At 64.0% G+C, this 25,371-nt stretch carries 25 protein-coding genes and 2 pseudogenes; 8 read left to right on the top strand and 19 right to left on the bottom strand.

Translation table 11 applies throughout. The features are described from left to right. Window positions 1-55 precede the first annotated feature (55 nt). From IVB42_RS25295 to tolQ, 5 genes are all read right to left on the bottom strand, one after another. Complete coding sequence (locus IVB42_RS25295; protein WP_018453792.1) at window positions 56-2,386, bottom strand: EAL domain-containing protein; 2,331 nt, start codon at window positions 2,384-2,386, stop codon at window positions 56-58. 242 nt (window positions 2,387-2,628) lie between these two features. Further along, window positions 2,629-3,975 carry a Tol-Pal system beta propeller repeat protein TolB gene (gene tolB, locus IVB42_RS25290; RefSeq protein WP_026232593.1) on the bottom strand — a complete coding sequence of 449 codons (1,347 nt, stop codon included), beginning with the start codon at window positions 3,973-3,975 and terminating at the stop codon, window positions 2,629-2,631. 41 nt (window positions 3,976-4,016) lie between these two features. Further along, window positions 4,017-4,979 carry a hypothetical protein gene (locus IVB42_RS25285; RefSeq protein WP_018453790.1) on the bottom strand — a complete coding sequence of 321 codons (963 nt, stop codon included), beginning with the start codon at window positions 4,977-4,979 and terminating at the stop codon, window positions 4,017-4,019. Between the two features lie 3 nt (window positions 4,980-4,982). Then, entirely contained in the window at window positions 4,983-5,432 is a 450-nt protein-coding gene (gene tolR / locus IVB42_RS25280; protein ID WP_018453789.1) for a protein TolR, read from the bottom strand. 43 nt (window positions 5,433-5,475) lie between these two features. Beyond that, window positions 5,476-6,192 (bottom strand): protein TolQ, encoded by a 717-nt coding sequence (gene tolQ, locus IVB42_RS25275; protein ID WP_007596319.1) that lies wholly within the window; start codon window positions 6,190-6,192, stop codon window positions 5,476-5,478. Window positions 6,193-6,688: 496 nt separating this feature from the next. Here tolQ and IVB42_RS25270 point away from each other — a divergent pair, with 496 nt between their 5' ends. Continuing rightward, complete coding sequence (locus tag IVB42_RS25270) at window positions 6,689-7,207, top strand: DUF2231 domain-containing protein (RefSeq protein ID WP_018453788.1); 519 nt, start codon at window positions 6,689-6,691, stop codon at window positions 7,205-7,207. A 35-nt stretch (window positions 7,208-7,242) separates the two neighbouring features. Here IVB42_RS25270 and IVB42_RS25265 read toward each other — a convergent pair. Beyond that, a pseudogene (locus IVB42_RS25265) lies at window positions 7,243-8,008 on the bottom strand (serine acetyltransferase). 314 nt (window positions 8,009-8,322) lie between these two features. Between IVB42_RS25265 and IVB42_RS25260 the strand changes: the two are divergent. Further along, window positions 8,323-9,486: an acyl-CoA desaturase gene (locus IVB42_RS25260; RefSeq protein ID WP_018453786.1), complete on the top strand. Its 1,164-nt coding sequence runs from the start codon at window positions 8,323-8,325 to the stop codon at window positions 9,484-9,486. A 204-nt stretch (window positions 9,487-9,690) separates the two neighbouring features. Here the strand turns inward: IVB42_RS25260 and IVB42_RS25255 are convergent, their stop codons facing one another. The 5 genes from IVB42_RS25255 to IVB42_RS25235 all read right to left on the bottom strand — a co-directional run bounded on the left by IVB42_RS25255 (window position 9,691) and on the right by IVB42_RS25235 (window position 12,458). Further along, on the bottom strand, window positions 9,691-10,176 hold the full coding sequence (locus IVB42_RS25255; RefSeq protein ID WP_018453785.1) for a DUF2852 domain-containing protein: 486 nt from the start codon (window positions 10,174-10,176) through the stop codon (window positions 9,691-9,693). 120 nt (window positions 10,177-10,296) lie between these two features. Beyond that, window positions 10,297-11,037 (bottom strand): TetR/AcrR family transcriptional regulator, encoded by a 741-nt coding sequence (locus tag IVB42_RS25250; protein WP_085348908.1) that lies wholly within the window; start codon window positions 11,035-11,037, stop codon window positions 10,297-10,299. Window positions 11,038-11,133: 96 nt separating this feature from the next. Further along, a complete protein-coding gene (locus IVB42_RS25245; protein WP_018453783.1) occupies window positions 11,134-11,496 on the bottom strand; it encodes a YciI family protein in 363 nt (120 codons plus the stop codon). A gap of 38 nt (window positions 11,497-11,534) precedes the next feature. Continuing rightward, window positions 11,535-11,936 carry a YciI family protein gene (locus IVB42_RS25240; RefSeq protein WP_247294054.1) on the bottom strand — a complete coding sequence of 134 codons (402 nt, stop codon included), beginning with the start codon at window positions 11,934-11,936 and terminating at the stop codon, window positions 11,535-11,537. A 159-nt stretch (window positions 11,937-12,095) separates the two neighbouring features. After that, window positions 12,096-12,458: a nuclear transport factor 2 family protein gene (locus IVB42_RS25235; RefSeq protein ID WP_018453781.1), complete on the bottom strand. Its 363-nt coding sequence runs from the start codon at window positions 12,456-12,458 to the stop codon at window positions 12,096-12,098. 157 nt (window positions 12,459-12,615) lie between these two features. Here IVB42_RS25235 and IVB42_RS25230 point away from each other — a divergent pair, with 157 nt between their 5' ends. The 3 genes from IVB42_RS25230 (at window position 12,616) to IVB42_RS25220 (ending at window position 14,711) form a co-directional block, all read left to right on the top strand. Further along, window positions 12,616-13,404 carry an SDR family oxidoreductase gene (locus IVB42_RS25230; RefSeq protein WP_247397990.1) on the top strand — a complete coding sequence of 263 codons (789 nt, stop codon included), beginning with the start codon at window positions 12,616-12,618 and terminating at the stop codon, window positions 13,402-13,404. Window positions 13,405-13,485: 81 nt separating this feature from the next. Continuing rightward, entirely contained in the window at window positions 13,486-13,923 is a 438-nt protein-coding gene (locus tag IVB42_RS25225) for a hypothetical protein (RefSeq protein ID WP_018453779.1), read from the top strand. Between the two features lie 434 nt (window positions 13,924-14,357). Then, entirely contained in the window at window positions 14,358-14,711 is a 354-nt protein-coding gene (locus IVB42_RS25220) for a hypothetical protein (RefSeq protein WP_018453777.1), read from the top strand. A 96-nt stretch (window positions 14,712-14,807) separates the two neighbouring features. On the opposite strand, the gene IVB42_RS25215 is transcribed toward IVB42_RS25220, so the two are convergent. The 4 genes from IVB42_RS25215 to IVB42_RS25200 form a co-directional block, all read right to left on the bottom strand. Further along, window positions 14,808-15,221: a VOC family protein gene (locus tag IVB42_RS25215; RefSeq protein WP_204512222.1), complete on the bottom strand. Its 414-nt coding sequence runs from the start codon at window positions 15,219-15,221 to the stop codon at window positions 14,808-14,810. 38 nt (window positions 15,222-15,259) lie between these two features. Further along, the gene (locus IVB42_RS25210) at window positions 15,260-15,796 is read right to left on the bottom strand and encodes an SRPBCC family protein (protein WP_018453775.1); all 537 of its coding nucleotides are present in this window, start codon (window positions 15,794-15,796) and stop codon (window positions 15,260-15,262) included. A gap of 95 nt (window positions 15,797-15,891) precedes the next feature. Continuing rightward, the gene (locus IVB42_RS25205) at window positions 15,892-17,208 is read right to left on the bottom strand and encodes an RNA polymerase sigma factor (RefSeq protein WP_018453774.1); all 1,317 of its coding nucleotides are present in this window, start codon (window positions 17,206-17,208) and stop codon (window positions 15,892-15,894) included. Next, window positions 17,205-17,573, bottom strand: a complete 369-nt coding sequence (locus IVB42_RS25200; RefSeq protein ID WP_026232592.1) for a YciI family protein — start codon at window positions 17,571-17,573, stop codon at window positions 17,205-17,207. The genes IVB42_RS25205 and IVB42_RS25200 overlap by 4 nt, the downstream gene beginning before the upstream one ends. A 144-nt stretch (window positions 17,574-17,717) precedes the next feature. On the opposite strand from IVB42_RS25200, the gene IVB42_RS25195 reads away from it, so the two are divergent. Beyond that, the gene (locus tag IVB42_RS25195; protein ID WP_018453772.1) at window positions 17,718-18,683 is read left to right on the top strand and encodes a glyoxylate/hydroxypyruvate reductase A; all 966 of its coding nucleotides are present in this window, start codon (window positions 17,718-17,720) and stop codon (window positions 18,681-18,683) included. 190 nt (window positions 18,684-18,873) lie between these two features. Further along, window positions 18,874-20,841 (top strand): annotated as a pseudogene (locus IVB42_RS42335) (cache domain-containing protein). 121 nt (window positions 20,842-20,962) lie between these two features. Here the strand turns inward: IVB42_RS42335 and IVB42_RS25180 are convergent. After that, complete coding sequence (locus IVB42_RS25180; RefSeq protein WP_018453770.1) at window positions 20,963-21,607, bottom strand: TetR/AcrR family transcriptional regulator; 645 nt, start codon at window positions 21,605-21,607, stop codon at window positions 20,963-20,965. A 116-nt stretch (window positions 21,608-21,723) separates the two neighbouring features. On the opposite strand from IVB42_RS25180, the gene IVB42_RS25175 reads away from it, so the two are divergent. Then, window positions 21,724-22,368 (top strand): glutathione binding-like protein, encoded by a 645-nt coding sequence (locus tag IVB42_RS25175; RefSeq protein ID WP_018453769.1) that lies wholly within the window; start codon window positions 21,724-21,726, stop codon window positions 22,366-22,368. 52 nt (window positions 22,369-22,420) lie between these two features. Here IVB42_RS25175 and IVB42_RS25170 read toward each other — a convergent pair whose 3' ends face one another. From IVB42_RS25170 to IVB42_RS25160, 3 genes are read right to left on the bottom strand one after another with little or no spacing between them, the layout of a single operon-like run. Continuing rightward, complete coding sequence (locus IVB42_RS25170; protein WP_018453768.1) at window positions 22,421-23,725, bottom strand: TRAP transporter large permease subunit; 1,305 nt, start codon at window positions 23,723-23,725, stop codon at window positions 22,421-22,423. Between the two features lie 34 nt (window positions 23,726-23,759). Next, window positions 23,760-24,353 (bottom strand): TRAP transporter small permease, encoded by a 594-nt coding sequence (locus tag IVB42_RS25165; protein ID WP_018453767.1) that lies wholly within the window; start codon window positions 24,351-24,353, stop codon window positions 23,760-23,762. A 9-nt stretch (window positions 24,354-24,362) separates the two neighbouring features. Beyond that, entirely contained in the window at window positions 24,363-25,361 is a 999-nt protein-coding gene (locus IVB42_RS25160; RefSeq protein WP_018453766.1) for a TRAP transporter substrate-binding protein, read from the bottom strand. Window positions 25,362-25,371 lie beyond the last annotated feature (10 nt).

The raw sequence follows: 25,371 nt of genomic DNA, 5'->3' as shown, positions 1-25,371 counted from the left end.
CAAAAACACGGGCGAACGAGAGCTAAATGCGTTGAAGGAGCGAGGCGGAGAAAGATCAGGCGATCGATCGCGAGGACACCATGACGATGTGGTCCTCAGCCCCGCGGCGGCCATGCGAGGCATTGAGCAATTGGCGAATCCGGACTGCCGGCACCGGCCGGCTGAACAGATAGCCCTGCCCTTCGGTCACGGTGCCGTCGGCGCTGATCAACTCGAGCTGATCATTGGTCTCGATGCCCTCGACCACGACCGCCATGCCGAGATCGGCCGACAGCCGCGCTACGCCGCGCAGCAGCGTCAGCGGCCGGTCGGCATCGATGCCCTCGAGGAAGGAGCGGTCGATCTTCACCTTCTGCATCGGGAAATTGTGCAGGTAGCTGAGGCTCGAATAGCCGGTGCCGAAATCATCCAGCGAAATGCGCACGCCGATCGCATGCAATTGCGACAGGATGTCGTGCGTGAGCTGGGTGTTGCGCAACAGGGAGGATTCGGTGATCTCGATCTCCAGCCGATGCGCCGGGAGCCCCGAAACCTCGAGCGCGTAGCGGATTTCGCTCAAGACGTCGCGCTGGTGGAATTGCTGCGGCGAGAAGTTGACGGCGACGCTGACGCCCTCCGGCCATTTCATGCATTCCATGCAAGCGCGGCGCAGGATCCAGCGGCCGAGATCGACGATCAGCCCCATGTCCTCGGCGACCGGGATGATGTCGATCGGCGAGACCGTGCCGCGCACCGGATGATTCCAGCGCAGCAGCGCCTCGCACGTCGTGATCTTGCCGGATTTCAGATTGACCAGCGGCTGATAGAACAGCTCGAACTCCTCGTTGGCGAGCGCCTTGCGCAGATCGAGCTCGAGGATGCGGCGCGCCTCGACGGTCGCCGCCATCTCGTCGCGGAAGAAGCAGAAGGTGCCGCGGCCGTCGGCCTTGGCCCGGTACAGCGCCATGTCGGCATTCTTGAGCAGCGTGTCTGCGCTGATGCCCTCCGGCAAGGTCAATGCGATGCCGACGCTGGCGCCGATCTCGACCAGATGATTGTCGATGCGGTAACGCTCGCTCAGCCGTTCGACGATCCGGCGCGCCAGCGCAGCGGCGTCCTCGGGCGAGGAGATGTTCTCCTGGAACACGACGAATTCGTCACCGCCGAAGCGGGCGACGAAATCCTCGGGGCGCAGCATCTCGCGCAGACGGTTGGCGACCGCGCACAGGAGCTGGTCGCCGCAGGGATGGCCGAGCGTGTCGTTGACCTGCTTGAACTGGTCGAGGTCGACGAACAGCAGCGCGGACAGGCGCTCGGCGCCGTGCGAGATCGCCAGCAGCCTTTCGATCTCATCGCGGAAATGAACGCGGTTGGGCAGCGCGGTGAGGTCGTCGTAGCGCGCCAGATGCGTGATCTTGGCCTCGGCGCTACGTCGCTCGGTAATGTCCTCGAGCAGCACCACCGCGCCACCGTCAGCCATCGGCTGGACAGTCCAGGACAACGACCGGTTTCGCTGCGTATCGGGATCGGCGGTGATGATCTCCTTGGCTTGCGAACTCTCGATGTCCGCGACGATTCGCTCGCCGCTCCCAGCGGAGATGGATCCCGCGCTCACGCACGCCGCGACGATGTCACGCGCGTTGACCCCGCGCTGCGCGAGACCTTCCGGCAGATTCATCATTGCGCCGAAGCGGTGGTTCATGACCGCCAGCTGTCCGTCGACGCGGAACATGCAGAGGCCGTGCGGCATGTTGTTCAGAGCCGTATCGAACTGGCCGGCGAGCGCGGCTTCACGCTCACGTGCCACGACCGCTCCCATGAAGATTCGATGCAGATTCACCGAGAGCTGCATGATCGCCATCAGGAACGCGGCGCTGACCAGCGCCATCGCGATGTAGTAGGGTGTTCCACGCAGCGCCAAGGCAAGCACGGCCGGGCCGAAGATCAGCACGGCCTGGAGGTGGAAGATCGCAGGCCGGCCATATGCCCTGCCCGCGCCGCCTGCCGCGATTCCGGTCGTGACGGACAAGGCGATCATGTGGGCCACGGCGTCGTCCGTGGCCAACAGGGTGGTGGCGCACCAGATGCCGATCGCAGCCGCCTGGATCTTTGCTCCGATCTGATAGCGCTTCTGCCAGCGTGCGGCCGCCTCGACGGTCATGACCGCGTGACGTGCCTGATAGAGGCGCAGGTCGATCGCCCGCGCGGTCCCGGCCAGGATCAGAAGTGCGACGCACGCCCAGATCAGCGGCTCGCCCGTCCTCAGCGCGGTGAGGGCCGCACCAATCGACACGAAAATGAGTCCCGCCAGCAACGGGCCAGGCGCTTCGAACAGCGAATCGATTTGCGCCGCCGAAGTTTTCGGCGGCCGCTGTTCCGGCTCTCCGCTCTGACTTGCAAACTGCATCTGGTGTTTACGCGCGTCCTGTCTGGAGCGCAGTTTTACCGATCCGGTATGAAGTCTTTCTGAGGGAACATCGTTAAAGTCGAGTTGTTTTGAATGACCAATAGTCGGAATACATCAATAGAAACAAACCCATGGGAAAAGTTTGCCTAGTGCAACCTTAAAGAACAATTATCGCGGGGAAACATCTCGCCAAGTTTTCGGAAAAGGCGCGCGGTCAAATCATCGCGCGCCGGGGGCGGCGGCTAGCCCGATGTCGAGGACAAGAGCGGCGACCATGCCGGGTCGGAGGCGAAGCCCGGCGTCGGCACTTTCAGCTCGTTGCGCCCCGAGATGTCGACGGAGAACAGCGACGGCCCGCCGCTGCCGCCCGGATCGCGGAAGAACATCAGCACGCGGCCGTTCGGCGAGAAGGTCGGACCTTCGTTATGATAGCCGGAGGTGAGAAGCCGTTCGCCGGAGCCGTCCGGCTTCATCACGCCGATCGAAAACTGCCCGCCACCTTGCCTGGTGAAGGCGATGTAATCGCCCCGCGGCGACCACACCGGCGTCGAATAGGTGGCGTTGTTGTCGTCCTTGGAGAAAGAGATGCGCTGCGCCGCTCCGCCGCCCGCGGCCATGACATAGATCTGCGATCTGCCGCCGCGATCGGACTCGAAGCAGATGCGGGTGCCGTCCGGGGAGTAGGAAGGCGAGGTGTCGATCGCGGGCGTGTCGGTGAGGCGCGTGGTCGAGCGCGAGCGCAGATCCATCACGAACAGGTTGGAATTGCCGCCCTGCTGCAGACTCATGATGACGCGCTGGCCGTCCGGCGAGAACCTCGGCGCAAAGGTCATGCCGGGGAAGTTGCCGACGATCTCGCGCTGGCCGGTCTCGATGTTGAACAGGTAGACCTTCGGATCGCCCTGGCCAAATTCCATGTAGGTGATCTCTTGCGAGTTCGGCGAGAAGCGCGGCGTCAGCACGAGGTCGGAGCCGCGGGTCAGATAGCGCACATTGGCGCCGTCCTGGTCCATCATCGCGAGCCGCTTGACGCGGCGCTCTTTCGGCCCGGTCTCGTCAACGAACACCACGCGGCTGTCGAAATAGCCCTTCTCGCCGGTCAGCTTCTCATAGATCTGGTCGGAGATGATGTGGGCGATGCGACGCCAATATTCCGGCGAGGTGAAATATTGTTGGCCGGCGAGCTGCTGGCCCGTGACGACGTCCCACAAGCGGAATTCAGCCTTGAGGCGGCCGTCCGGCTGCCGCGTCATGCGGCCGGTGACGAGGGCCTGCGCGTTCAGGGTCTTCCAGTTCTCGAACTGCGGCGCGACGTCGATGTTGCTGATTCGCTCGATGAAGGCGGCCTGGTCGACCGGCGCAAACAGGCCCGAGCGCTTCAGATTGTTGGTGATGACCTGGGTGACGCCGTTGCCGACGTCACCGTCGGCCGGCGAGCCCGGCACAAAATTGGTGATCGCAATCGGAATCGGCCGAAACTCGGTGGGATCGATGCGGAGCCGTCCCTGCGGCTGCTGGGCCAAGGCTTGTCCGCCCCCCAGCATCGCGAGCGTCGATCCGGTCAGGGTCATGAAGCGGCGGCGGTTCATCGATCGAACGTCATTCATCGCAAAATTCTTTTGTTCGGATGTCACAACATGTCTTTCAGGCCGAAAGTCATCGGAATGAGCTTCCAGCTCTCGTATTGCTGCTTCGGCATGAACGAATAGACCTGACACTGCACGATGGCGCGTCTGGCACTCTCCGCCACCGCCTGTGCGATCGATCGCGACGGTCCCCTCACCGCGACGACGATCGGCTCGGACGCGAGCGATCCGTCGATCTTCATGGGAATGTCGATGTCGGCTTCGTATTGATCCGCATCCTGGCCGTTATAGGTCGGCGTGAAGCAGCGCTTCACCGCCCCCTGGAACGCGCCCCGCCAGGTCGCAATGTTGTTGGCGGCCGTTCCGGTCGTCGATCCCAGCGAGGCCGACGCATTCAGCGTCGAGCCGGCGAGTTCGTGCCGGGTCGCGGCGCGCTTGTCGAGATCGCGCTGGATCTGCGCGGGATCGAAGCTGCGCTCCTTGGGCTTCGGCAGCTGCTGTTGCGGCTGCACCGCCGCGACCTTTTGCTCCGGCGGCTTGGGCGGCGGCTTCTTGGTTTCGAGCTTTTTCTGCAGCTCGGCGATCGGATCTTCCTTGGCCGGGTCAGGCTTTTTTTCCGGCGGCTTCGGTTCTTCCTTGGGCTTCGCCTCAGCGACGGGCTTGGGCGGCTCGGGCTTCTTCTCGACCGGCTTCTCCACGGGTTTTGGCGGCGGCTCCGGCGTCGAGTTGGTCTTGATCAGCTCTTTCTTCTCGGTGACCTTGCCGACAGCGTCTTCCTCGGGCTTGGCTTCCGCGATCTTCTCGACCTTCGGCTTCGGCTCTTTCTTGTCGCCGGTCTTCTGCCCCGACATCATCTGCGCGAGTTGATCGGTGGAGATGATGTCGATCGGCAGCGACTCTTCCGCCGGCACAAAAGCCCTGCTGCTAAAGGTGACGAGCCCCCATCCCAGCACGAGGACGTGGAGGGCAATCGACGCAACGAGTGTCTTGTCGACCTTCACCTTCACGGTTTACCCCTGATCCGCTTCCGTGACGAGCGCCAGCTTCTTGAAGCCTGCGCCGGACAACTGGCCCATGACCTTGGCCACCGTCCCGTAATCCGCCTTCTTGTCGGCACGCAAATAGATGCGTTCCTCGAGCCCGCCGCGCGCGTCCGTGATCGCCTTCAGCTTGGGGATCAGTTCGTTGATCGCGATCTCGGCGTCGTTGATGAACACCTTGCCCTTGATGTCCACCGACATCTGGATCGGCTTCTGGTCGTTGTTTTCGAGGCTCTTGGCCTGGGTCTGCGGCAGGTCGAGCGGCACGCCGACCGTCAACATCGGCGCCGAGACCATGAAGATGATGAGCAGCACCAGCATCACGTCCACCATCGGCGTGACGTTGATTTCGGCCACGACCGGCTTGCGCCGGCCACGGCGCCCACCGCCTCCGGACGAACTCGCAACGTTCATGCCCATGGTCTGGTGCCCAAATTGCCCTTCACACTATACATGCCGTCCGTCAGCCCCGCTCGTCGATCTGGCGCGACAGGATGGCTGAAAATTCATCGGCGAAGCCTTCGAGCCGCTGGGCCTGCCGGTTCACCTCGGAGGTGAACTTATTGTAGAAAATAGTGGCAGGAATGGCGGCGATAAGGCCGACGGCGGTCGCAAACAGCGCCTCCGCGATGCCAGGGGCCACCACCGCCAAAGAGGTGTTTTTCGACGCCGCGATCGACTGGAAGCTCGACATGATGCCCCAGACGGTGCCGAACAGGCCGACGAAGGGGCCTGCGGAGCCGACGGTGGCGAGCACCAGCAGCCGGCGTTCCAGCCGCTCGACCTCGCGGGCGATCGAGACATTCATGACCTTGTCGATGCGCATCTGAAGGCCTGCGACCGAGCGGGCCTGGCTCTCGAACGAACGCTTCCACTCGCGCATCGCGGCGACGAAGCAGGCCGCCATGGAATGTGTCGGCTTGGCCGAGAGCGTGCGATAGAGGTCCTCGATCGACTCGCCGGACCAGAAAGCCTGCTCGAAACGGTCCATCGAGCGGCGGGTGCGGGCAAACAGGAAGATCTTGTCGATGGCGATCGCCCAGACCCAGACCGAGCAGGCGAGAAGCCCCAGCATCACCGCTTTCACGATCCAGTGAGCCTGCCAGAACAGCGCGATCAGCGACACGTCCGCGGAAGCGGCAACCGGAAGGGCTGACTGAGCCACGTCGGCCGGATTCATAAGAAGTATCCTCTCAAGGCGATCGTTACCTGATGTCCCGACCTAATGTCCCGGCCAGCAAATGGCCGCCGGTTCCCCAATAGCCGCGCTAGAACCGGCGCGGCCGGCAAGCCCGCTCAAAGCCTTGTCTTTCTGGGGTGCAGGGCTCGTCCAAAGCCGGCCGCCTGCATTCCCTGCCAAGATGTCAAAACTATGGGCCCGACCCCAAGGCTCAGACTTCAGGCTTTGGGCGCGCGATTGTCCGCAATTACCAGAGCCCGGCGATGGTTAATGCTGGGTTACCGCAGACGAATTTGAGTGCGGGAAAGGGAGGTCGCACAGGGGGATGGGAGGCGCGGCGGGCGGGCCGTGTTCCCGACGGGACGGTGCGCTGCGCCCGGGACAGCAGAGTTCCGCTTTCCCGTGCGCATCAGGAGCGGAGCCCGCTATCCCGGTCAGAGGAACCAGCCTCCGTCCGAAAAATTGTCTGGAAAATCACTTCTCGCGAGGTTTTGCCATGAGCATCAACCCCAAGACGACCGCCGCGGTCGGCGATCATCCGCTCCACCCCATGATCATCCCGTTCCCCGTCGCCTTCCTGGTCGGCGCGCCCATCGCCGATCTCGCCTTCATCGGCACCGGTGACGGCTTTTGGGCCAGAGCCGCGATCTGGCTGATCGGCGCCGGTATTGTGATGGCGCTCGTTGCGGCCGTGGCCGGCTTCACCGACTTCTTCAGCGACGCCCGCATCCGCAGCCTCAATGACGCCTGGTATCACATGATCGGCAATCTCGTAGCCGTCGTGCTGGCCCTGATCAATTTCTACCTCCGCTACGCGCAAGGCGCGGAAGCTGCAATCAAGCCGTGGGGCGTGGCGCTGTCCCTGGTCGTGGTCGGCATTCTGCTTTTCACGGGCTGGAAGGGCTGGGAGTTGGTCTACCGGCATCACGTCGCGGTGCTGGACGCGCCGGGCCAGACCAGTTCGGAGCCGGTCAGCCCGCGTCATGGCGGCGAGAGCCGCCGCCGCGCCGCGTGAACGAGGAGCACGTCGCCTGATGACGTGACGGCGAGTCAGGCCGCGGAAGCGGGCTCTGGGCAATTGGTCAGCCGCGCCGGATTGCCGATTGCGGTGCAGCCCCGGGGCACGTCGCTCGTCACGACGGTGTCGGCGCCGATCTTTGCAAAATCGCCGATTCTGACGTTGCCGAGAATTGTCGCGCCGGAGCCGATGAACACGCCGCGACCAATGAGGCGAGCGCGCCGGCAGTTCCGTGCCACGACCGATGCTGACGTTCTGAAGGATGGTGGCCTCGTCGCCGATCACCACATCGGCACCGATCACGATGCCGGTGGCGTGGTCGAGATACACCGACGATCCCAAGCTCGCCGCCGGATGAATGCTGACCTGCAGGACGTTCGACGCCTCGTTCTGAAACAGCAGCGCCGCGTCACCATGGTCGTGATGCCAGAGCCAGTTCGAGACGCGCCACGCCTGCAAGGCGACGTAGCCCTTCAAGTGCAGCAGCGGCGCCAACACTCCGCTGATGGCGGGATCGCCAAGCACGATGGCCTGCAAGTCGCGGCCGGCCGCCTCGATCAGATCCGGCTGACCATTGAAGGCGTCGCGGGAAAATGTCGTGAAGCGCGCGCGTTCGACCTCGCTGTCGCCAAGCCGGCGTCCGATCAGGTCGGACAGTGCGGCGGTAAAATCGTCATGGACGAGGATGAGTCCGACAAGAGCCTTGCCGAATATGGCGTCGGCTGCCGCGGTGCGCTGCGCCTCGTCGCGGATCTTCTGCCAGAGGGTTTCGCTCGCCATCATCGCCGCTTCCGCCATCGTTGCTGCCTGCGGTATTTTGACGCTTCCTTTTCACTGTCGGCTATAGGCCGTCGGCAGCCCGCGCGCCACGCACCCCGTGAGGCTACGAGCTTGCATGCCAAGCAGTCGGGATCATATATATGGAGGCAGCCGAGTTCCGCCCGTAGCTATGGTCTCAGGTTCGTGCTGCCGCGCTGGCCCGGGTTGCTCAGGCAAAGCATCTCGTTCAAAGCCCCGCAGTGGTCCGCCATCCCCGGGATTGTCGCACACAGCGGCCCTCAGTGCTGCCGAAGCGAATCCCGAATCCCCGTCCTCCAAGGTCACGCCAATACATGTCGCCCAACGCCCCCGCTGACGACCAACACGACGACATCATGTATCCCTCCGCCCTGCCGTTCCTGCTGGTCCATCTCGGCTGCATTGCTGCGATCTGGACCGGCGTTACCTGGCAGGCCATCGCGATCTGCGCCTCACTCTATGTCGTCCGTATGTTTGCGATCGGAGCAGGCTACCACCGCTATTTCTCCCATCGGGCTTTTGCGACCGGTCGAGTGTTTCAGTTCATCCTGGCCTGGCTTGCGCAAAGCACCGCGCAGAAAAGCGTTTTGTGGTGGGCGGCCAAGCATCGACATCATCATCTGCATTCCGATACCGAAGACGACGTGCATTCGCCGCGTCATCGAGGCTTCCTCTACAGTCATCTCGGCTGGATTTTTTACAGGGAGCACGATGGCACCGACCTCGTGAAAGTCGGAGATTTCGCCGCCTATCCGGAGTTGATGTGGCTGCATCGCCTGGAACTCCTGCCAGCCGTCACGCTGGCTGCGCTCTGCTTCCTGGTTGGCGGATGGTCCGGTCTCGTCGTCGGCTTCCTGTGGAGCACCGTGCTGGTCTATCACGCGACCTTCTGCATCAATTCCCTCGCCCACGTGCATGGACGCAAGCGGTACGTGACCGGCGATGATTCACGCAACAATTGGCTGCTGGCCTTGTTCACTCTCGGTGAGGGCTGGCACAACAATCACCACGCCTACCAGAGCAGCGTGCGGCAGGGTTTTCGCTGGTGGGAAATCGACGTCACCTATTACATCCTGAAGGTGCTGTCCTGGTTCGGCATCGTCTGGAACATGAAGTCGCCACCCGAGCAGGTGCTGCGCAACGAGCAGCCGCTTGGCGCACGCGTCATCAACCGGGCGGCCCGCGAGCTTGCCGGACGGTTCGATGCGCAGACCCTGGCGCATGCGATTTCGTCGGCGCTCCGCCGAGCCGATTTGGCCCAGTTGCAACTGCCGACGCTGCACGACATCCTGAGTCGCGCGCACGAAGGTGTCGATGCACTGACGCATCTGCATTTGCCGAAGATTCCGACCCGCGACGAGTTTCTCGCCGAGGCCAAGGCGATGTTTGCGCGAACGCGATCACTGAACGAGATCGTGGACTATGCCTACGAACACTTCCTGGAGTCGGTTCGCGCGCAGCTCGCCACGGCGCGCTGACCAAGTCTCTCTGGACCAGGACTTTCCAGATCAAGACTTTTCCAAACCAAGGCAATCCGGACGGTCGCGGCAGCCTGACGCGCATTCCCAAAATCAAACCGCCCGCCTGCGGGTTGCGCAGGCGGGCGGCTCGGGGCCATCAGGACTTTGGGGGCATGCGCCTGACGGCTTTGAGAGGCGTCAGTCCCGAGATCAAGCTTGAGATCAACCTTGCTGCTGGTCGGTCGGCGGCGGGGTCGGGCGTGTCTTGTGTTGCGCCATGAACTGGTCGAACTCTTCCTTGTCCTTGGCGTGACGCAGACGGTCGAGGAAGTTCTTGAACTCGACCTGCTCCTCCTCGAGCCGCTGCAATGTCTCGGTGCGGTACTCGTCAAAGGCGCGGTTGCCGCTCGAGGGCGGACCGAAGCCAAAGCCGAAACCGTGGCGCTCCATGCGGCCGCGCATACGATCCATCTTGTACTGCATCCGCTCCATCTTGTTCTGCCAGCGATCCTGGTTGCTCCAGCACGACATTCTTCTGCTCCCGAGTGTGAAAAAGAGAAGGGCAAGTCCGATCGGCCACCAGATGATGAAGCCGAGGATGGTCACGGCGATCCAGCCGGGATGCCAGGGCGTATTGAGCATGTGGGGGCGCTCGTATTGTTGGTCCGAAGGGCCGCGCCATCGATTGACATCAGCGGTGTAGGCCATTTCCCTCTCCATGACGGCATCAGCGCCGTTGTGAATGTAAATAACATTTACATAGGTAGATCATCCCGCGGTTTTGTCAAGCCGACCGCCTGACAGGGCGGGGCAATTATTTGGGTAATTTTATTTCGGCTTGCCCCAGGGACCACCGGGCGGCACGCCTGAACCGGAGGATGCCTCCGGCGGCACCGGCGGCGGCTCGGCGCTTTTCGCCGGGGGACGGCGATCGGTCGGGAAGCCGAGACCGCGCAGATAGATCAGCACCTCAGCTTCGAGCAGCTCGTCCGGCGACATCGGCAGCTTTCGACGCGCGGCGTCACCGCGGGAGAACAGCGAGGCCACGCCATGCGCCATGGACCAGATGTGCAGCGCCATCATCATCGCCGGCGGCCGCGGCGTGCCCGGCGGCGCCAGCGCGGCAAGCCGCTCCGCCGCGGCACGAATGATGTTGAAAGCACGCTCGCTGGCCGCCTGGAGCGCCGGATTGGCATCCACCGGGAGGCCAGATTCGAACATCGCGTTGTAGAACGCGGGCTCCTCGCGGGCGAAGGCGAGATAGGCCCTGCCGACACGCTCGAACGCCGTGACGGTGTCGGGCCGTCCGTCGTCCCAAGCCGCGGTCAGGCGCGATTCAAACTGCTCGAAGCCGCGCTGCGCGATCGAGGACAGCAGTTCTTCACGGTCGCGAAAATGCCGGTACGGCGCCGCCGCACTGACGCCGGCCATGCGCGCGGCATCGGCAAAGGTGAAGCCGGCCGCGCCCTTCTCGGCGATCAATCCGAGGGCGGCCTGCAACAGGGCTTCCTTCAGATTGCCGTGGTGATAGCCGCGCTCGGCGCGGCGCGTCTCCTTGCGCCAGCTCATGTGAACGACCTTTACATGAGCCGGCGGTGAAGGTCACTAGCGGCGACGGGTTGATCAGCCCGTATTCTTCCCGGTCCGGCGAGGCGGCCCGAGATCCTAGCCGCTAGGGATCGGCAGCACCGGCATGATCTCGACGCGTTCGCCGGGGAAGATCGTGAAGTGCGGGTGGTTCTCGAACATCTTCGCCGCGGCTTCATGGGACGCTGCGCGCACCACGGTGAAGGCGCCCATCTCGTTGGCGATGTCGGCGATGCCCTTGCCGTCGACCTTCTTGGTCTTGCCGAGCGGGCCGCCCATGGCCTCGATCGCGCCCTGGTGCTTTTCGACCCAGCCTTTCCACGCCGCCATGCCCTCCTGCTCTTTCGCCTTGCGCTCGGCCTCGGGCATCGCATTCCATGCGGTCCATTTGGAACTGGTCTTGCTGCCGAGGAAAACGGCGAGATAGGTGTCGGTGCTCATCGGTTCTCTCCTTTGGTGATGGATAGACGAAGCTGCGGCTATTTCTTCAGGTCGCCGAAACCGGCGGCCTCCCGCACGTCAGGCGGGAAGTCGCTCATCTCCTGCACCTGACGGATCTCGATGATTTCGTTCGGTGCGGCCGGACACCGCCTGGCCCAGGCGATCGCCTCGGCACGCGAGGCAACCTCGATCATCCAGTAGCCGCCCAGGACCTCCTTGGCCTCGGCGAACGGACCATCGGTCACGATGGGCTTGCCGGCCGCAAACGAGACGCGCGCGCCCATCGAGGGCGGGTGCAGGCCGTCGAGCGTGATCAGCACGCCGGCGTCCTTCAGCGCCTCGTTGTAGCGCATCATCGCAGCGACCCGCTCGGGATCGAGTTGAACGTCGGGCGCCGCGGTCTCGTAGCCGAGCGGGATCATCAGCATCATGAATCGCATGAGCACTCCTTGCGTGCTTTTTCGTTCGGGTTGCGCGCCGAGGCGCCACTCCGGATGGGCGGAGCGACGGCCCGGGCCGCCCACCCTCACCTCCAAGACGAAGGAACCTTGACGAAACCGACAGGTGACGAAAATTATTCTGGCGATTATTGGCTGGCCCTAGCGCGCCTGCGGCAGGAAACGCCCGTCCTGCCGGGCAGCGCCGAAATAGACGTCGATGCAGCGAATCTTGCCGCCGGCGAAGGTGAAGAACTCGGTGTTGCGAAAGCTCCTGCCATCTGTCGCCAGGCAGAGATAGGTGACGAAGGCCTCGTCGCCTTGGACGAAAATCCGCTCGATGTCGTGCCGCGCAATCCAGCCGGTGTCCCTCCAGCAACGCTCGAAATAAGCCGCCTTGTCGAGATCGTCGTCGAACGGGCTGGTGAAGCGAAAATCGTCCGCCAACGCGTCGGCGACCCGTTGCCGGTCGTTGCCGAGATAAGCGGCGAAAAGGTCTCGAATCTGGCGCTCGTGGTTGGACATTGCGGATCTCCCTGGCAATGATCCCCTGGAAGACGATCCATCGAGGACCGTCCCGACATCGTGCCTTCGAGTTAAGGCCTTCCTCGTCGGGACGAAAGCGAAGTAAAAAGAGGCTCGCGTTTGCGCGACCCAATCTTTCATAAGGACCGATCAGCCAATGCCCCCTACCCCGCACCGCGTTGCCCTCGTCACCGGAGCCGCGCGTGGCATCGGGCTTGCGACCGCGAAGAAGTTTTTGAGCGAGGGCTGGCGGGTGGCGTTGATCGACATCGAGGGCGAGTTGCTCGGCTGCGCGGTCGCCGAGATCGGCCGGGACGAGGCCACGCTGGCGTTGACCTGCGACGTCTCGGACGCAGCCGCGGTTGCCGCCGCGATGACGACGGTCGAACAGCGGTTTGGCCGGCTCGATGCGCTCGTCAATAATGCCGGCGTTGCCGTGTTCGCGCCGCTGATGGAGACGTCGGAGATCGATTGGCGGCGCGTGCTCGAGGTCAACCTCACCGGCCCGTTCCTCTGCACCAAGGCGGCGGTGCCGCTGATGCGCGACGGCAATGGCGGCGCCATCGTCAACATCACCTCGATCTCGGCAGTGCGCGCCTCGACGCTGCGCTCGGCCTACGGCACCAGCAAGGCCGGCCTCGCGCACCTTACCAAGCAGCTCGCGGTTGAGCTCGCGTCCCTCAACATCCGCGTCAACGCGGTCGCGCCGGGACCGGTCGACACCGCAATGGCGAAGCAGGTGCACACCAGCGAGATCCGCGCCGATTATCACGACGCCATTCCGCTCAACCGCTACGGCCTGGAAGAGGAACTCGCCGAAGCCATCTACTTCCTGTGCTCGGAACGATCGAGCTACATCACCGGACAAATTTTGGCCGTCGATGGCGGCTTCGATGCGGCAGGCATCGGCCTGCCGACGCTGCGCGGCGAGCGGAGGAACGGGTAGGCACCGCGTAGGTTGGCCTAGCGAAGCGTTACCACCTCTTCTCGTCGGCCTATCCTACGGACTCGAATTCGCGGAGGCTTCATGCGGCGCGTCACCTTTCTCAGGGCCCTGATCCTCGCATCCGCGCTGCTCGCCGCCACACCTGCCTCGGCCGAAATCCGCATCATCCAGTCGCCCGGTGGACAGGTCGGGCCGTTCCTCGATTTGTTCGAGAAGGTGCGCGAGAGCGGCGAGCGCGTGGTGATCGACGGTCCCTGCCTGTCCGCCTGCACACTGGTACTGAGCATCGTGCCGGGCGAGCGGATTTGTGTGACAAAACGCGCCGTGCTCGGCTTCCATGCGGCGCGCTCGGTCGATCGGCGCGGACGCTTCTACGCCGAGCCGGAAGCATCCGATGCGGTGCTTGCGGCCTATCCCGGCCCGGTGCGCGACTGGATCAGTCGCCGCGGCGGCCTCTCGTCGCGGTTGCTTCTGCTGAAGGGACGCGACCTCGCCGCGATCTATCCGCGCTGCCGGTGATGATCGACGGACGCGAGTGCCCGGCAAAATTGCGCCGGTCACCTGCTTCGAGAGCTCTAGTAAAAACTCTGGATCAACTCGGTCAATTCCATGCTCGCGCAGATGAGCATACCCCAAAGTGCAAAGTTGATCTGCAGCGCCGCCGCCATCGGTCGCTCCCCTTCCAAGTCCGCCCGCCCCAGTTTTTAGAATTTATGACGGAATAAATAACGATTCTGTCCCGGAGTTCACAGCCTAATATTGCGCCAGTTGTTGTGCGATGCGGTCCGCATCATTTCACGAAGCGGCCTCACTGCTCTCGCAATGTGGTGCGACAGCAGAATTCATATTCGGCCATGTCGGCCACGCGTTTCCCTTAGGTTCCATTTGAGCGGTGCGACGCAAGCTTCGGTAAGCGGACTTGGCGCGTCGCATACAACACCCAAGGGTCCGGCATGATCCGACACGGCTTCGTCTTGCTCACTTTTTGCGCAACGCTCATGGGATGCGTGGTCGCGCCTGCGCAGGATCGCCGTCCGATCGCATGGGACGGCCTCGGTCAGGATCCGAACCGTCCCTCCGGCATCAAGCGTCGCGTGGCGACCCAAGCTCCCGCGGCGAGTGATCCGAATCAGGAGCGGGAGAGAGTCCTCGGCACCTTGCGCCCGTACTCCCCGGCGTGGTGGGCAATCCATGACGAAATCGAAGCGGAGAATGACAGGCAGCTCGGGACAAAGCTCGTGATCTGTCCGCGCTGCGTTCCCTCCTCCCAGCCACCGAGCAATGACGTGACCGGATCGATCCGCTGAGGGGCACGCGGTCGACGCGACGTCCTCATGGGCGCCCCTCTCCCGCATCGTAGAGGAGAGGGGATCGCCGTTCAGCGCGTCAGGCGATCGCGCCTGTCACATTTCCTCGGCCGGGCAGTTCACCATCCAGGGAATGCCGAACTTGTCGACGCACATGCCAAAACCCTTGGCCCAGAACGTCTTGCTGAAGGGCATGGTGACGTTGCCCCCATCGGCGAGCGCGTTGAACTTGCGCTCGCCCTCCGCCGGGTCCGCGACCGTGAGCGAGATCGAAAAGCCCTGCGGCTTGTGAAAATGTTCGCTTGGTGCGTCGGAGGCCATCAGCACGCTGCCGTCGGGCAGCGACATCCGCGCATGCATGATCGTCTTCTCGCGGCCGGGCGCCGCAGCCATGTCCGGCGGTGCGTCCGAAGAACGCATCATGGCGTCGATCTTGCCGCCGAGAACCTTGGCGTAATAATTGAACGCCGCTTCGCAGGTGTCCTGATAGAACAGATAGGGATTGAGCATCGTTTCTCTCCTTTTTGCTTTGGTTCGGGGTGACGGCGCTACTTCTCGGTGAGCTTCTTCAGGCTGGCCAAGCCCGCCTCGAAATCCTTGCCGATCATGTTGTCCATGTTGACGAACACCTGCATGACTTTGGACAGGAACGGGGCCGGACCGGACATCGCCCACGTGACCAGTGTGGCATCGCCTTGCGGCACAAAGGTGAACTCGGCGGTGTTGTGGCCTTCGAAAGGCCGCTCGAAATCGAGCTTGATGCGTAGTTTTGACGACGCACTCGCCTCGAGGATCTCCATATGGCCGGCGCCGACATTGTTGTTGCCGTCCCAGGCATAGGTCGCGCCCTTGCCTTGCGCGGTGCCGCCAAACGCCCGCTTCATCGCAGGATCGCGGTTCTCGTAGGGGGACCAGGCCGTCCAGCGATGGAAATCGGCAACCAAGGGATAGACTGCATTGGCCGGCGCTTTCACGGCGAGGCTGCGCTCGACGCGGAATGTGTCGGGCTTCGTCAGGGCAAAGCCGAGCACGCCCACGATTCCGACCGCGAGCAGGATGGCGATGACGGCAATGGCTTTCAGCATGAATGGCTCCCTGGATACGCTCCTAGGACGAAGGGAGGGGACCGGGCCCGACAAGGCGAAGCGGAAAAATTTGTTATGCCCCAGGCAGGCGCTCCCTACTTCACCTTTGCGCCTTCGACCTTAGCGTCTTGCCTGGCGCCGCCATTGGCGCCCTTGGGCTGGCTGTCCCGGATCAGGCGATCGAGATGCATGCGGATGTGAGCGGCTTCTGCGGACGTGTTGGCGAGGGCGATGGCGCGGTCGAAGGCGATGCGGGCTTCGTCGTTGCGGCCGAGCTGCATCAGGAAGGCGCCGCGCACGCCATAGAAATGGAAGTAGTTGGCAAGCTTTGGCGCCAGCGGCTCGATCAGGTCGAGCGCGGCTTGCGGTCCGCGCACCTTGGAAACCGCGACCGCGCGGTTGAGCGTCACCACCGGCGAGGGCTGCACCACCTCCAGCGCACCATAGAGCAGGTCGATCTGCGCCCAGTCGGTCTCCTCAGGCGTGGAGGCGCGGGCATGCAGCGCAGCAATCGCGGCCTGGATCTGGTAGGGCCCGCTGCGGCGATGGCGTATCGCCTTGTCGATCAGCGCGAGGCCTTCCGCGATCATCGTGCCGTTCCACAGCGAACGATCCTGGTCGTCCAGCAGGATCAGCGAGCCATCCGCGGCAAAGCGCGAGGCACTGCGCGCATGCTGCAACAAGATGAGCGCCGTGAGTCCCATGATCTCCGGCTCGCTCTGGAACAGCCGCAGCAGCAGCCGCGCCAGCCGGATCGCTTCCTCGCACAGCGGCTTTCTGATTTCGGCGGTGTCGCCGCTCGCCGAATAGCCCTCGTTGAAGATCAAATAGATCATCGCCGCGACAACGGCGAGCCGCTCCGAGCGCTCGACCGCGCCCGGCGTTTCAAACGGCGTCCCGGCCTCCGCGACCTTGGCCTTGGCACGCGTGATGCGCTGCTCCATCGCCGCTTCCGACACCAGGAAGGCGCGCGCGATCTGCTTCACCGTCAGGCCGCAGACGATGCGGAGCGCCAGCGCGATCTGCTGCGTTGCCGGCAGCCCTGGATGGCAGCAGATGAACATCAGCCGCAAGATGTCGTCGCGGTAGTGCGAGCCGTCGAGCCGCTCGGCGAGCGCGCCCTCGGCGTCGTCGAGATCGGAGATCGCCTGGTCGTCCTCCGGCAGCGGCTGCTGCTTGCGGGTGCGGCGCACCTCGTCGATGGCAACGTTGCGGCCGACCATGATCAGCCAGGCGGCGGGATCGCGCGGCGGTCCGTTCTGCGGCCAGGTCTTCAGCGCGCGCAGGCAGGCGTTCTGGAAGGCCTCCTCGGCGGTGTCGAGATCGCGGAAATAGCGCAGCAGCGCGCCGACCGCCTGGGGGCGCGCCGAGGTCAGCGCGGTCTCGATCCAGGCGGTATCGGCTTCGCTCATTTCAGATTCCCTCCGGGACTGAACACGCCGACGGGGCGCACCTCGTAGGCGCCGCCGGGATTGGCGGCACCGAGGTCGCGGGCGACATCGAGTGCGTCATCGAGATTCTTGCAATCCACGATATAGAAGCCGAGCAACTGCTCCTTGGTCTCAGCGTAGGGGCCGTCGAGCACCAGTGGCGGGTCCTCCTTGCGCAGCGTCGCTGCCGCAGTGGTCGGCAGCAGCCGCGCCACCGGGCCGAGCCTGCCCTGCTTCGCGAGACCTTCCTGCACCACGGCGAGCTTCTTCATCACGGTCTCGTCCTGGTCCTTGCTCCATGAGCCGACGAAGTCCTCGTCGTGATAGCAAAGGATCGCATAAAGCATGGGCAGTACCTTCTCTGAGCGCTTGTTTTGAAGACGATCCAGTATGCCTTGCCCCGACATGGCTGCGGAAAAAAATTGCAAGAAAAATCCGGCAGATCGTGCCAAGGAGGGCCTTCAAAAGCGGAACTTAAAGAGGCACTTCGAATGACCGTTGGCACCCTGGCCGTCCTGATCAACAGCACGCAGCAGAACTGGCTGCCTGAGCGCTGGAAGGCCCGGTTCGACGCCGTCTGCGGCGGCCGCCGCGTGGTGCTGCTGCCCGATGCCGGGCTCGATCCGGCCGAGGTGCATTATGCCGCGGTGTGGAAGCCGGTGCCGGGCGACCTCGGCTCTTTCCCCAATCTGCGTGCGATCTTCAATCTGGGCGCCGGCGTCGACGCGCTGATGGCGGACAAGAGCCTTCCGAACGTGCCGCTGGTGCGCGTGGCCGTGCCTGATCTGACCGGCCGCATGACCGAATACGTCGTGCAGCACGTGCTGATGCACCACCGCCAGGAGCTTTATCTGCGCCAGTCGCAGCGCGAAAAGCGCTGGGAGCCGACCTATCAATGGCCAGCGAGCGCCGTCACGGTGGGTATCATGGGCCTGGGCACGCTCGGTACTGATGCGGCCGATGTGCTGCGGCGGCTTGGTTTCCGCGTCGCCGGCTGGAGCCGCAGCCCGCGTATCATCGCGGGTGTCGAATGTTTCCATGGCGCCGGGCAAATCGACGCGTTCCTGCGCACGACCGATATTCTCGTCAGCCTATTGCCGCTGACGCCTGATACACACGGCATCCTCAACCGCGACGTCTTCACCAAGCTCAACCGCAAGAGCCCGCTCGGTGCGCCCGTGCTGATCAACGCCGGCCGCGGCGGCCTCCAGAATGAAGCCGACATCCTGGCCTGCCTCGACGACGGCACGCTGGGCGCCGCCTCGCTCGACGTCTTCGTACAGGAGCCGCAGCCGGCGGACAGCCGGTTCTGGACCCATCCCAAGGTTTTGCTGACCCCGCACAACGCCGCCGACACCGACGCCGACGCGATCTCGGCCTATGTCGCCGAGCAGATCGCGCGGTTCGAGGCGTGTGGTGTGCTGGAGAACGTGGTGGACCGGACGCGGGGGTATTAGGCCGCACGCCTGAAAAAGGCACGACCGCTCCCTACCCTCCGTGTCGTCCTGGCGAAAGCCAGGACGACACCAGACTTCTTTGGTCACTCCGTCACCCCCGAAGGCACCCGCTCGGCCGGCATCCCGTTCACCCTCTCTTAGCGAGAAGTTGATAGGTCTCCTTAATCAACGCTCAACGAACGAGTCGGACATGCGCTTCACGCTCGGCCTCAGGATGCGGATCACGGTTGCGCTGGCGGTGACGGCGGCGGCGACCGCCCTGTTCGCCGTGCTCGGGGCGATGTGGATCATTTCCGGCATCATCGACCGGGCCGACCAGCGCGAGCTTCGCAGTCATTACGACGCGCTCCAGTCGCGAATTGCCGAGGAATCCCAGCGCGCCGCCGCCATGAGCGCCGTCGTCGCCGCGATGCCGGCAACGCAGGACGCGATGGCCAAACAGGATCGCAATGCCCTGATCAGCCTGTTCGGGCCGGTGTTTGCTGCGACCAAATCGGAGTACGGCGTCGAACAGTTCCAGTTCCACGTGGCGCCCGCGACCTCGTTCCTGCGCGTGCACTAGCCTGCTAAATTTGGCGACGACCTCTCGGGCTTCCGCAAAACCGTGATCATGGCCAACCAGGAGCGCAAGGTCGTGGTCGGCCTCGAGGGCGGCTTGGCTGGGCTCGGCATCCGCGGCGTCGTGCCGATCGCGCAAGGCGGCAAGCATCTCGGCTCAGTGGAGTTTGGCCTGACCTTCGGCCAGTCCTTCCTCGACGATTTCAAGACCAACCGCCATGTCGACATCGCCTTCCATCTCGCGGACGGCGGCGGCTTCAAGCTGTTCGGCGGCACGCTGAAGGGGAAGAGCTTCTTCGATGCGGCCGATTACGGCCGCGCCGCCGGCGGCGACTTCACGGTACGGCAGGCCAAGCTCGACACGACGCCGGTAGCGGCGCTGCTCGGACCGATCAGGGATTTTTCCGGCAAGCCGCTCGGCGCCGTCGAACTGGTGATGGACAATGCCGACTATGTGGCCTCCGCCGACCGTGCCTGGCTGCTGGCATTCGGCATCGCCGCGCTCGGGCTCGTGCTCGCCGCCATCGTCGGCTATCTCATCGCCCGCAGCATCTCGCGCCCGATCATTTCCATCACCAGCGTGATGCGCGAGCTGGCCGACGGACACCTCGATGTCACCGTCCCCGTCAGCAAGGCGAATGACGAGGTCGGCGCGATGGTCAAGGCTGTCGCGGTGTTCCGCGACAACGCCGTCAACTTCAACCGGCTCCAGGCCGAACAGGCCGACACTAAGGCGCAATCCGAAGCGGAGAAGCGACGCGCGTTCGCCGCGCTCGCCGACAATTTCGAAGCCAGCATCCGCGAGGTCGTCACCACGGTCTCCTCGGCCGCGGTCGAGATGGAGAACACGGCGCGCTCGATGTCTGATATCGTCGAGCGGTCGCGGCAGCAGACCGGCACGGTGTCGTCGGCCTCGGCGCTCGCCTCGGAAAATGTGCAGACGGTCGCTGCCGCCGCGGAAGAGCTGTCGTCGTCCATGACCGAGATCAGCCGGCGCCTTGCGCACGCGACCGCGGTGGTCGGCAAAGCCGCGAGCGACGGACGACGGTCGAACGAGCGCGTGCAAAGTCTGGCCGACGCCGCGCAAAAAATCGGCGACGTCGTCTCCTTCATCAGCGGCATCGCCGAGCAGACCAATCTGCTGGCACTCAACGCGACGATCGAGGCGGCGCGCGCGGGCGAAGCCGGCCGCGGCTTTGCGGTGGTCGCCTCCGAGGTGAAGGCGCTGGCAACCCAGACCGCCAAAGCGACCGAGGAGATCGGCGCCCAGGTCACGGCGGTACAAGGCGAGACCACCGGCGCAGTGGACGGCATCCAGTCGATCTGCGCAACGATCCAGGAGGTCGACGAGATCTCCGCCGCGATCGCCGCCGCCGTCGGCCAGCAGGGCACCGCAACGCAGGAGATCGCCCAGAACGTGCAGCAGGCAGCCGCCCGCACCGGCGAGGTCTCGCAAAACATCGCAGGCGTCACCGCCGGCATCGCCGCGACGGGAACAGCAGCGGAGGAGGTGCTGGGCTCCGCGATCGAGCTGTCAAAGCAATCGCAGCGGCTGCGGGACGAGGTGGACCGCTTCCTCGCGCATATTCGCGCGGCGTAGGCGGGCTACAGGGAGGAGCTGCGGCGCGACGGCGGCAACTCCGAATCTTCGCCAAACCAGATTCGGTGGCTAGGGGTCCTGGCTTTCGCCAGGACGACGTTAGCTCGCGCCACGCAACCGCCTAGCTCTTTCGTCCCACCATCACGTCGATCGCTCCCTTCACGATCGCCTCGAGATCCTTCCGCGACACGCGCGCGCGCGAACGAATGGCAATTGAGTGCACGGTCGCTGAAGCGAGCTGCGCCAGCACGGCGGGATCGGCGCTTTCGGGCAATTCGCCTTTCTCCTTGGCGCGGCGGAAGCAACTCGCAAACGCCTTGTCGAGTTCGTTAAGGCCATCGAGCACCATGGCGCGGATGTCGGGATCGCCGACCGCTTCGGAGGCCGCCGTGACCACGGTGAAGCAGCCGCGCGGGCCGGTTGCGCCGGACAGATAGATGTTCAGCGCGGAGGCGAAGATACGCTCCAGCCGCTGGCGCACGGGCATCTCCTGTCGAAAGATCTCCACCATGGATGCGCGCGCGTCCTCACGGTAGCGCTGATAGCTCTTGATGTAGAGCTCGCGCTTGTCGCCGAAGGCGCCATAGAGGCTCGGGCGATTCATGCCGGTGGCTTCGCTGAGATCGTCGAGCGAGGTCGCGGCGAAACCCTGCGTGCGGAACAGGTCGAGCGCCTTGCCGAGCGCGACCTCGGGTTCGTAGGCGCGCGGACGGCCGCGGCGCTTGGGCTCAGTGGCAGCAGCTGGCGGCTTCGATTTTTGTACCATTTCGCAATTTAATCCTTGACCAACTCCATAATATGCAAGACAGTACAAAAATCAATCTGGCCAGGTTGAGCGCCACTCCAAAAGTCACATCGAAGAATTGCCCAAGGAGGCTCAAGATGGATCTTTATTTCTCGCCGCTCGCCTGTTCGATGGCGAGCCGCGTCGCGCTGTATGAAGCCGGCGCCGAAGCCAATTATCTCGAAGTCGATCCGCCGACCAAGACGGTGCTGAGCGACGGCACCGACTTTCGAACCGTGAACCCGATCGGCCTGGTGCCGACACTGCGGACGGACGACGGCGTGGTGCTGACCGAGAACGCCGCGATCCTGCAATATATCGCCGACCGCTTCCCGCAATCGGGTCTCGGAGCCGCAGCGGGCATCGAGCGCACGCGACTGCATCAATGGCTCTGCTTCATCGGCACCGAGCTGCACAAGGGCCTGTTCATCCCGGTGCTCGACCGCAAGGCGCCGCAGGAGACGAAAGCCTACGCGCTGGAGAAGAACCTGTCGCGGCTGGACTATCTCGACAATTACCTGAAGGGGCGCGACTTCCTGCTCGACCAATTCAGCGTCGCCGACGCCTATCTCGTCACGGTCATCAACTGGACCATGGCGACGCCGCCGATCGAGCTCGCCAAATGGCCGAACGTGAAGGCCTATTACGAACGCCTGCGTCAACGGCCCTCGATCGCCAAGGCGATCGCGGAAGAGTTCGAGCTGTACAAGGCCGAGCAGGCGCGGAAGAAGGCCGCGGCGTAAGCTTTGACGATTGAGGCGCGCCGTCCCGGCTGAGCGGCCGGGACGGCGCAATCTATCCGTACAACACCCTCGGCAGGATCGTGACTATGCCGGGCCAGAGCGTCAGCAGCAGCACGAATCCGACCATGATGAGGAGATAGGGCATCGTGACGCGCGCGATGTAGCCGAGGCCGTCGTCGGTCAGGCCTTGGATCACGAACAGGTTGAAGCCGACCGGCGGCGTGATCTGGGCCATCTCGACCGCGAGCACGAGGAAGATGCCGAACCAGATCTCGTCGAAGCCCGCGCCCTTCACGATCGGCAGCACGATCGGCAGCGTCATCACGATCATCGAGAAGCCATCGAGGAAACAGCCGAGGATCAGATAAAAGATAATCAGCACCACGATCAGCATGAACGGCGATAGCCCCAAGCCCTTCACGAAGGCGGCGACTGCCTGCGGGATGCCGAGGAAGGCCGCGGCGTTGCCGAGGATCGAGGCGCCGAGCACGATCAGCGCGATCATCGAACAGGTCACGACCGAGCCGATCAGCACGTCACGCATCACCTGCTGCGACATCGAGCCCTGCGCCCAGGCGACCAGCGCCGCGCCGAACACGCCGACCGCGGCGGCCTCCGACGGCGTCGCCAGCCCGCCATACATCGAGCCGAGCACGCAGGCGATCAGGAACAGCGCCGGCGCGAGGTCCTTGAGCGCCGCAAACCGTTCGCGCCATGGCACTTGCGAGAGCTTGGCTTCCGCCTCCGGCACCATGCCGGGGTTAAGGGTCGTGTGCAGCATCACCCACCCCATGAAGGTGGCGGCCAGCAGCAGTCCGGGCAGCACCCCGGCCGTGAACAGTTTCAGGATCGAGACGTCGCCGAGCACGCCGTAGATGATCATGATGTTGGATGGCGGGATCAAAAAGCCGAGCGTGCCGGCGCCGGCGAGCGAGCCGATCGCGATGTCGCGGGAATAGCCGCGGCGCAGCAGTTCGTTCAGGGACATGCGGCCGATCACCTGCGTCGTCGCCGCCGACGAGCCGGAGATTGCGGCGAAGATGGTGCAGCCGATCACGTTCACATGCAGAAGACGACCCGGCAAAAGCCCCGCCCAGGGCGCGAGCCCCTGGAACAGAGAACGTGACAGACGGGTGCGAAACAGCAACTCGCCCATCAGGATGAACAGCGGCAGCGCCAGCAGTTCCTGCGTCGTCAAGATGTTCCAGGCGTATTGCGGCAGCAGCTTGTCGAGCGGGATTGAGCGGAACATCGCCAGCAGCAGCGTTGCGGTGAGCGCAAGCGTCAGGCCGATCCATACGCCGCATGCCAGAAGCGCAAACAGGATCCCGAAGAGAGCAATGACTTCGATGGTCATGGTATCCGGTGTCTGCTGGCTGGCGCGTGGGCGATCATTCGACGGGCGAGGCCTTCATGCGGTGGTCCTCCAGCGGCAGGCCGAGCACGGCCTGGATCACGCGCGCCAGGAACTGCAGCGTCAGCAGCAGCATGCCGAAGGTGACGACGGCCTGTGGAAACCACAGCGGGGTGTCGCTCGAGGTCGAGACCTGGCCGCGCACATAGGCGCCGAAGGCGAACTTCGCCATCGACGATGTCAGGAAGGCCATGAAGGCGAAGCCGGCGGCGGCCGACAGGATTTCGATCGCGCGCTGAAACGGAGCGGGGACGTTCTTCAGCAGCAGCACGACACGGATATGGCCGCCGACGCGCAGGGTCATGGCGGCGCCGAAGGTGAAGGACGCCGCCATCAGATAGGAGGAATACTCCCACGCGATCGAGATTGTGGGCGGAAAGAACGGCAGGAAGTTCGAGAGGAAGCGCGTTGCGACCTCGCACAGCATCAGCAGCGTCAGCATCAAGAGGCAGCCGCCACCGATCCAGCCGTCCAGCCGGCCAAGACGGTCGATGCCGTCGAGCAGGATGCGCAGCGGCTCCGGCGCCGCCGCGTTGAGACTATGGGACGACGCAGGCAAAACATCCGCCACTGCAAGTCCTCAGCGCTTCATTTCCGCGAGATAGGCCCGCACCGGCTTGTCGGCCGCCGGCACGCGCTTGACGAAAGCGTCGAGCTGCGGCGCGGTCTTGGCGCGAATGTCCGTGATCATGGCATCCGAGACCGGCACCACCTCCATGCCGCCTTCCTTGAGCCGGTTGAGGCTGTCGACGTCCGCCTTGAGCGAGTTCGCCCAGAAGCCCGGCTCCATCTTCGCGGCAATGCCGGCGACGAGCTGCTGCTGATCGGCACTCAGCGCCTTCCAGGAATCGAGGTTGACGGTGAGCATCTGCGACGACCAGACGTGGTTGGTCGGGTAGATGTATTTCAGGAATTCCCAGAATTTTCCGTCGACGCCCGACACCGACGAGGTGGATACGCCGGAGACCGCGCCCGACGCCAGCGCCGGGATGGTCTCGCCCCACGGAATCATCACCGGCGCCATGCCGACCACGGCCAGCATGTCGACGGCGTTCTTGTCGGGCACGCGGATCTTGATGTTCTTCAAGCCGTCGACATCGGCGACCTTGACCTTGAGATGCAGATATTGCGTCGGCCAGGGCACGATGTAGAGGATCTTCTGGTTGTTGCGCGCGGCGACCTTCTCGTATTCGGGCCGCACGTATTTGTGCAGCACCTTCAATTCGTCCATGGAGCCGCAGAGAAAGGGAATGCTTTCGACGCCCATGAAGGGTTCGTCGCCGACCTGCTGAATATTGAGGACGTCGGCGAGCGGCACCAGACCGTCGCGGACGGCGCGCAGATGCTCGGGGCCCTTGAAGCCGAGCTGTCCACCGGCCTTCACGGTGATCGCGACCGAGCCAGCCGTCTGCTTCTTCACCTCTTCCGCGAAGGCAAACGCGTTCTGGGTGTGGAAATTGCCGTCGGGCCATACCGTCGACATGTCCCAGCTTACCGTCGCCGCTCGCGCGCGGGTCGAGATGTGGCCGGCTGCGAGCAGCGTCGCTGCGCCCGCGGTAAAAGTCCGTCGCGTGATCATTGAGCCCCTC

This window comes from Bradyrhizobium sp. 45, assembly GCF_023073155.1.
Classification (GTDB): domain Bacteria; phylum Pseudomonadota; class Alphaproteobacteria; order Rhizobiales; family Xanthobacteraceae; genus Bradyrhizobium; species Bradyrhizobium canariense_D.
The sequence above is the reverse complement of the archived record's forward strand: the minus strand, read 5'-3'. Positions and strand labels throughout refer to the sequence as shown.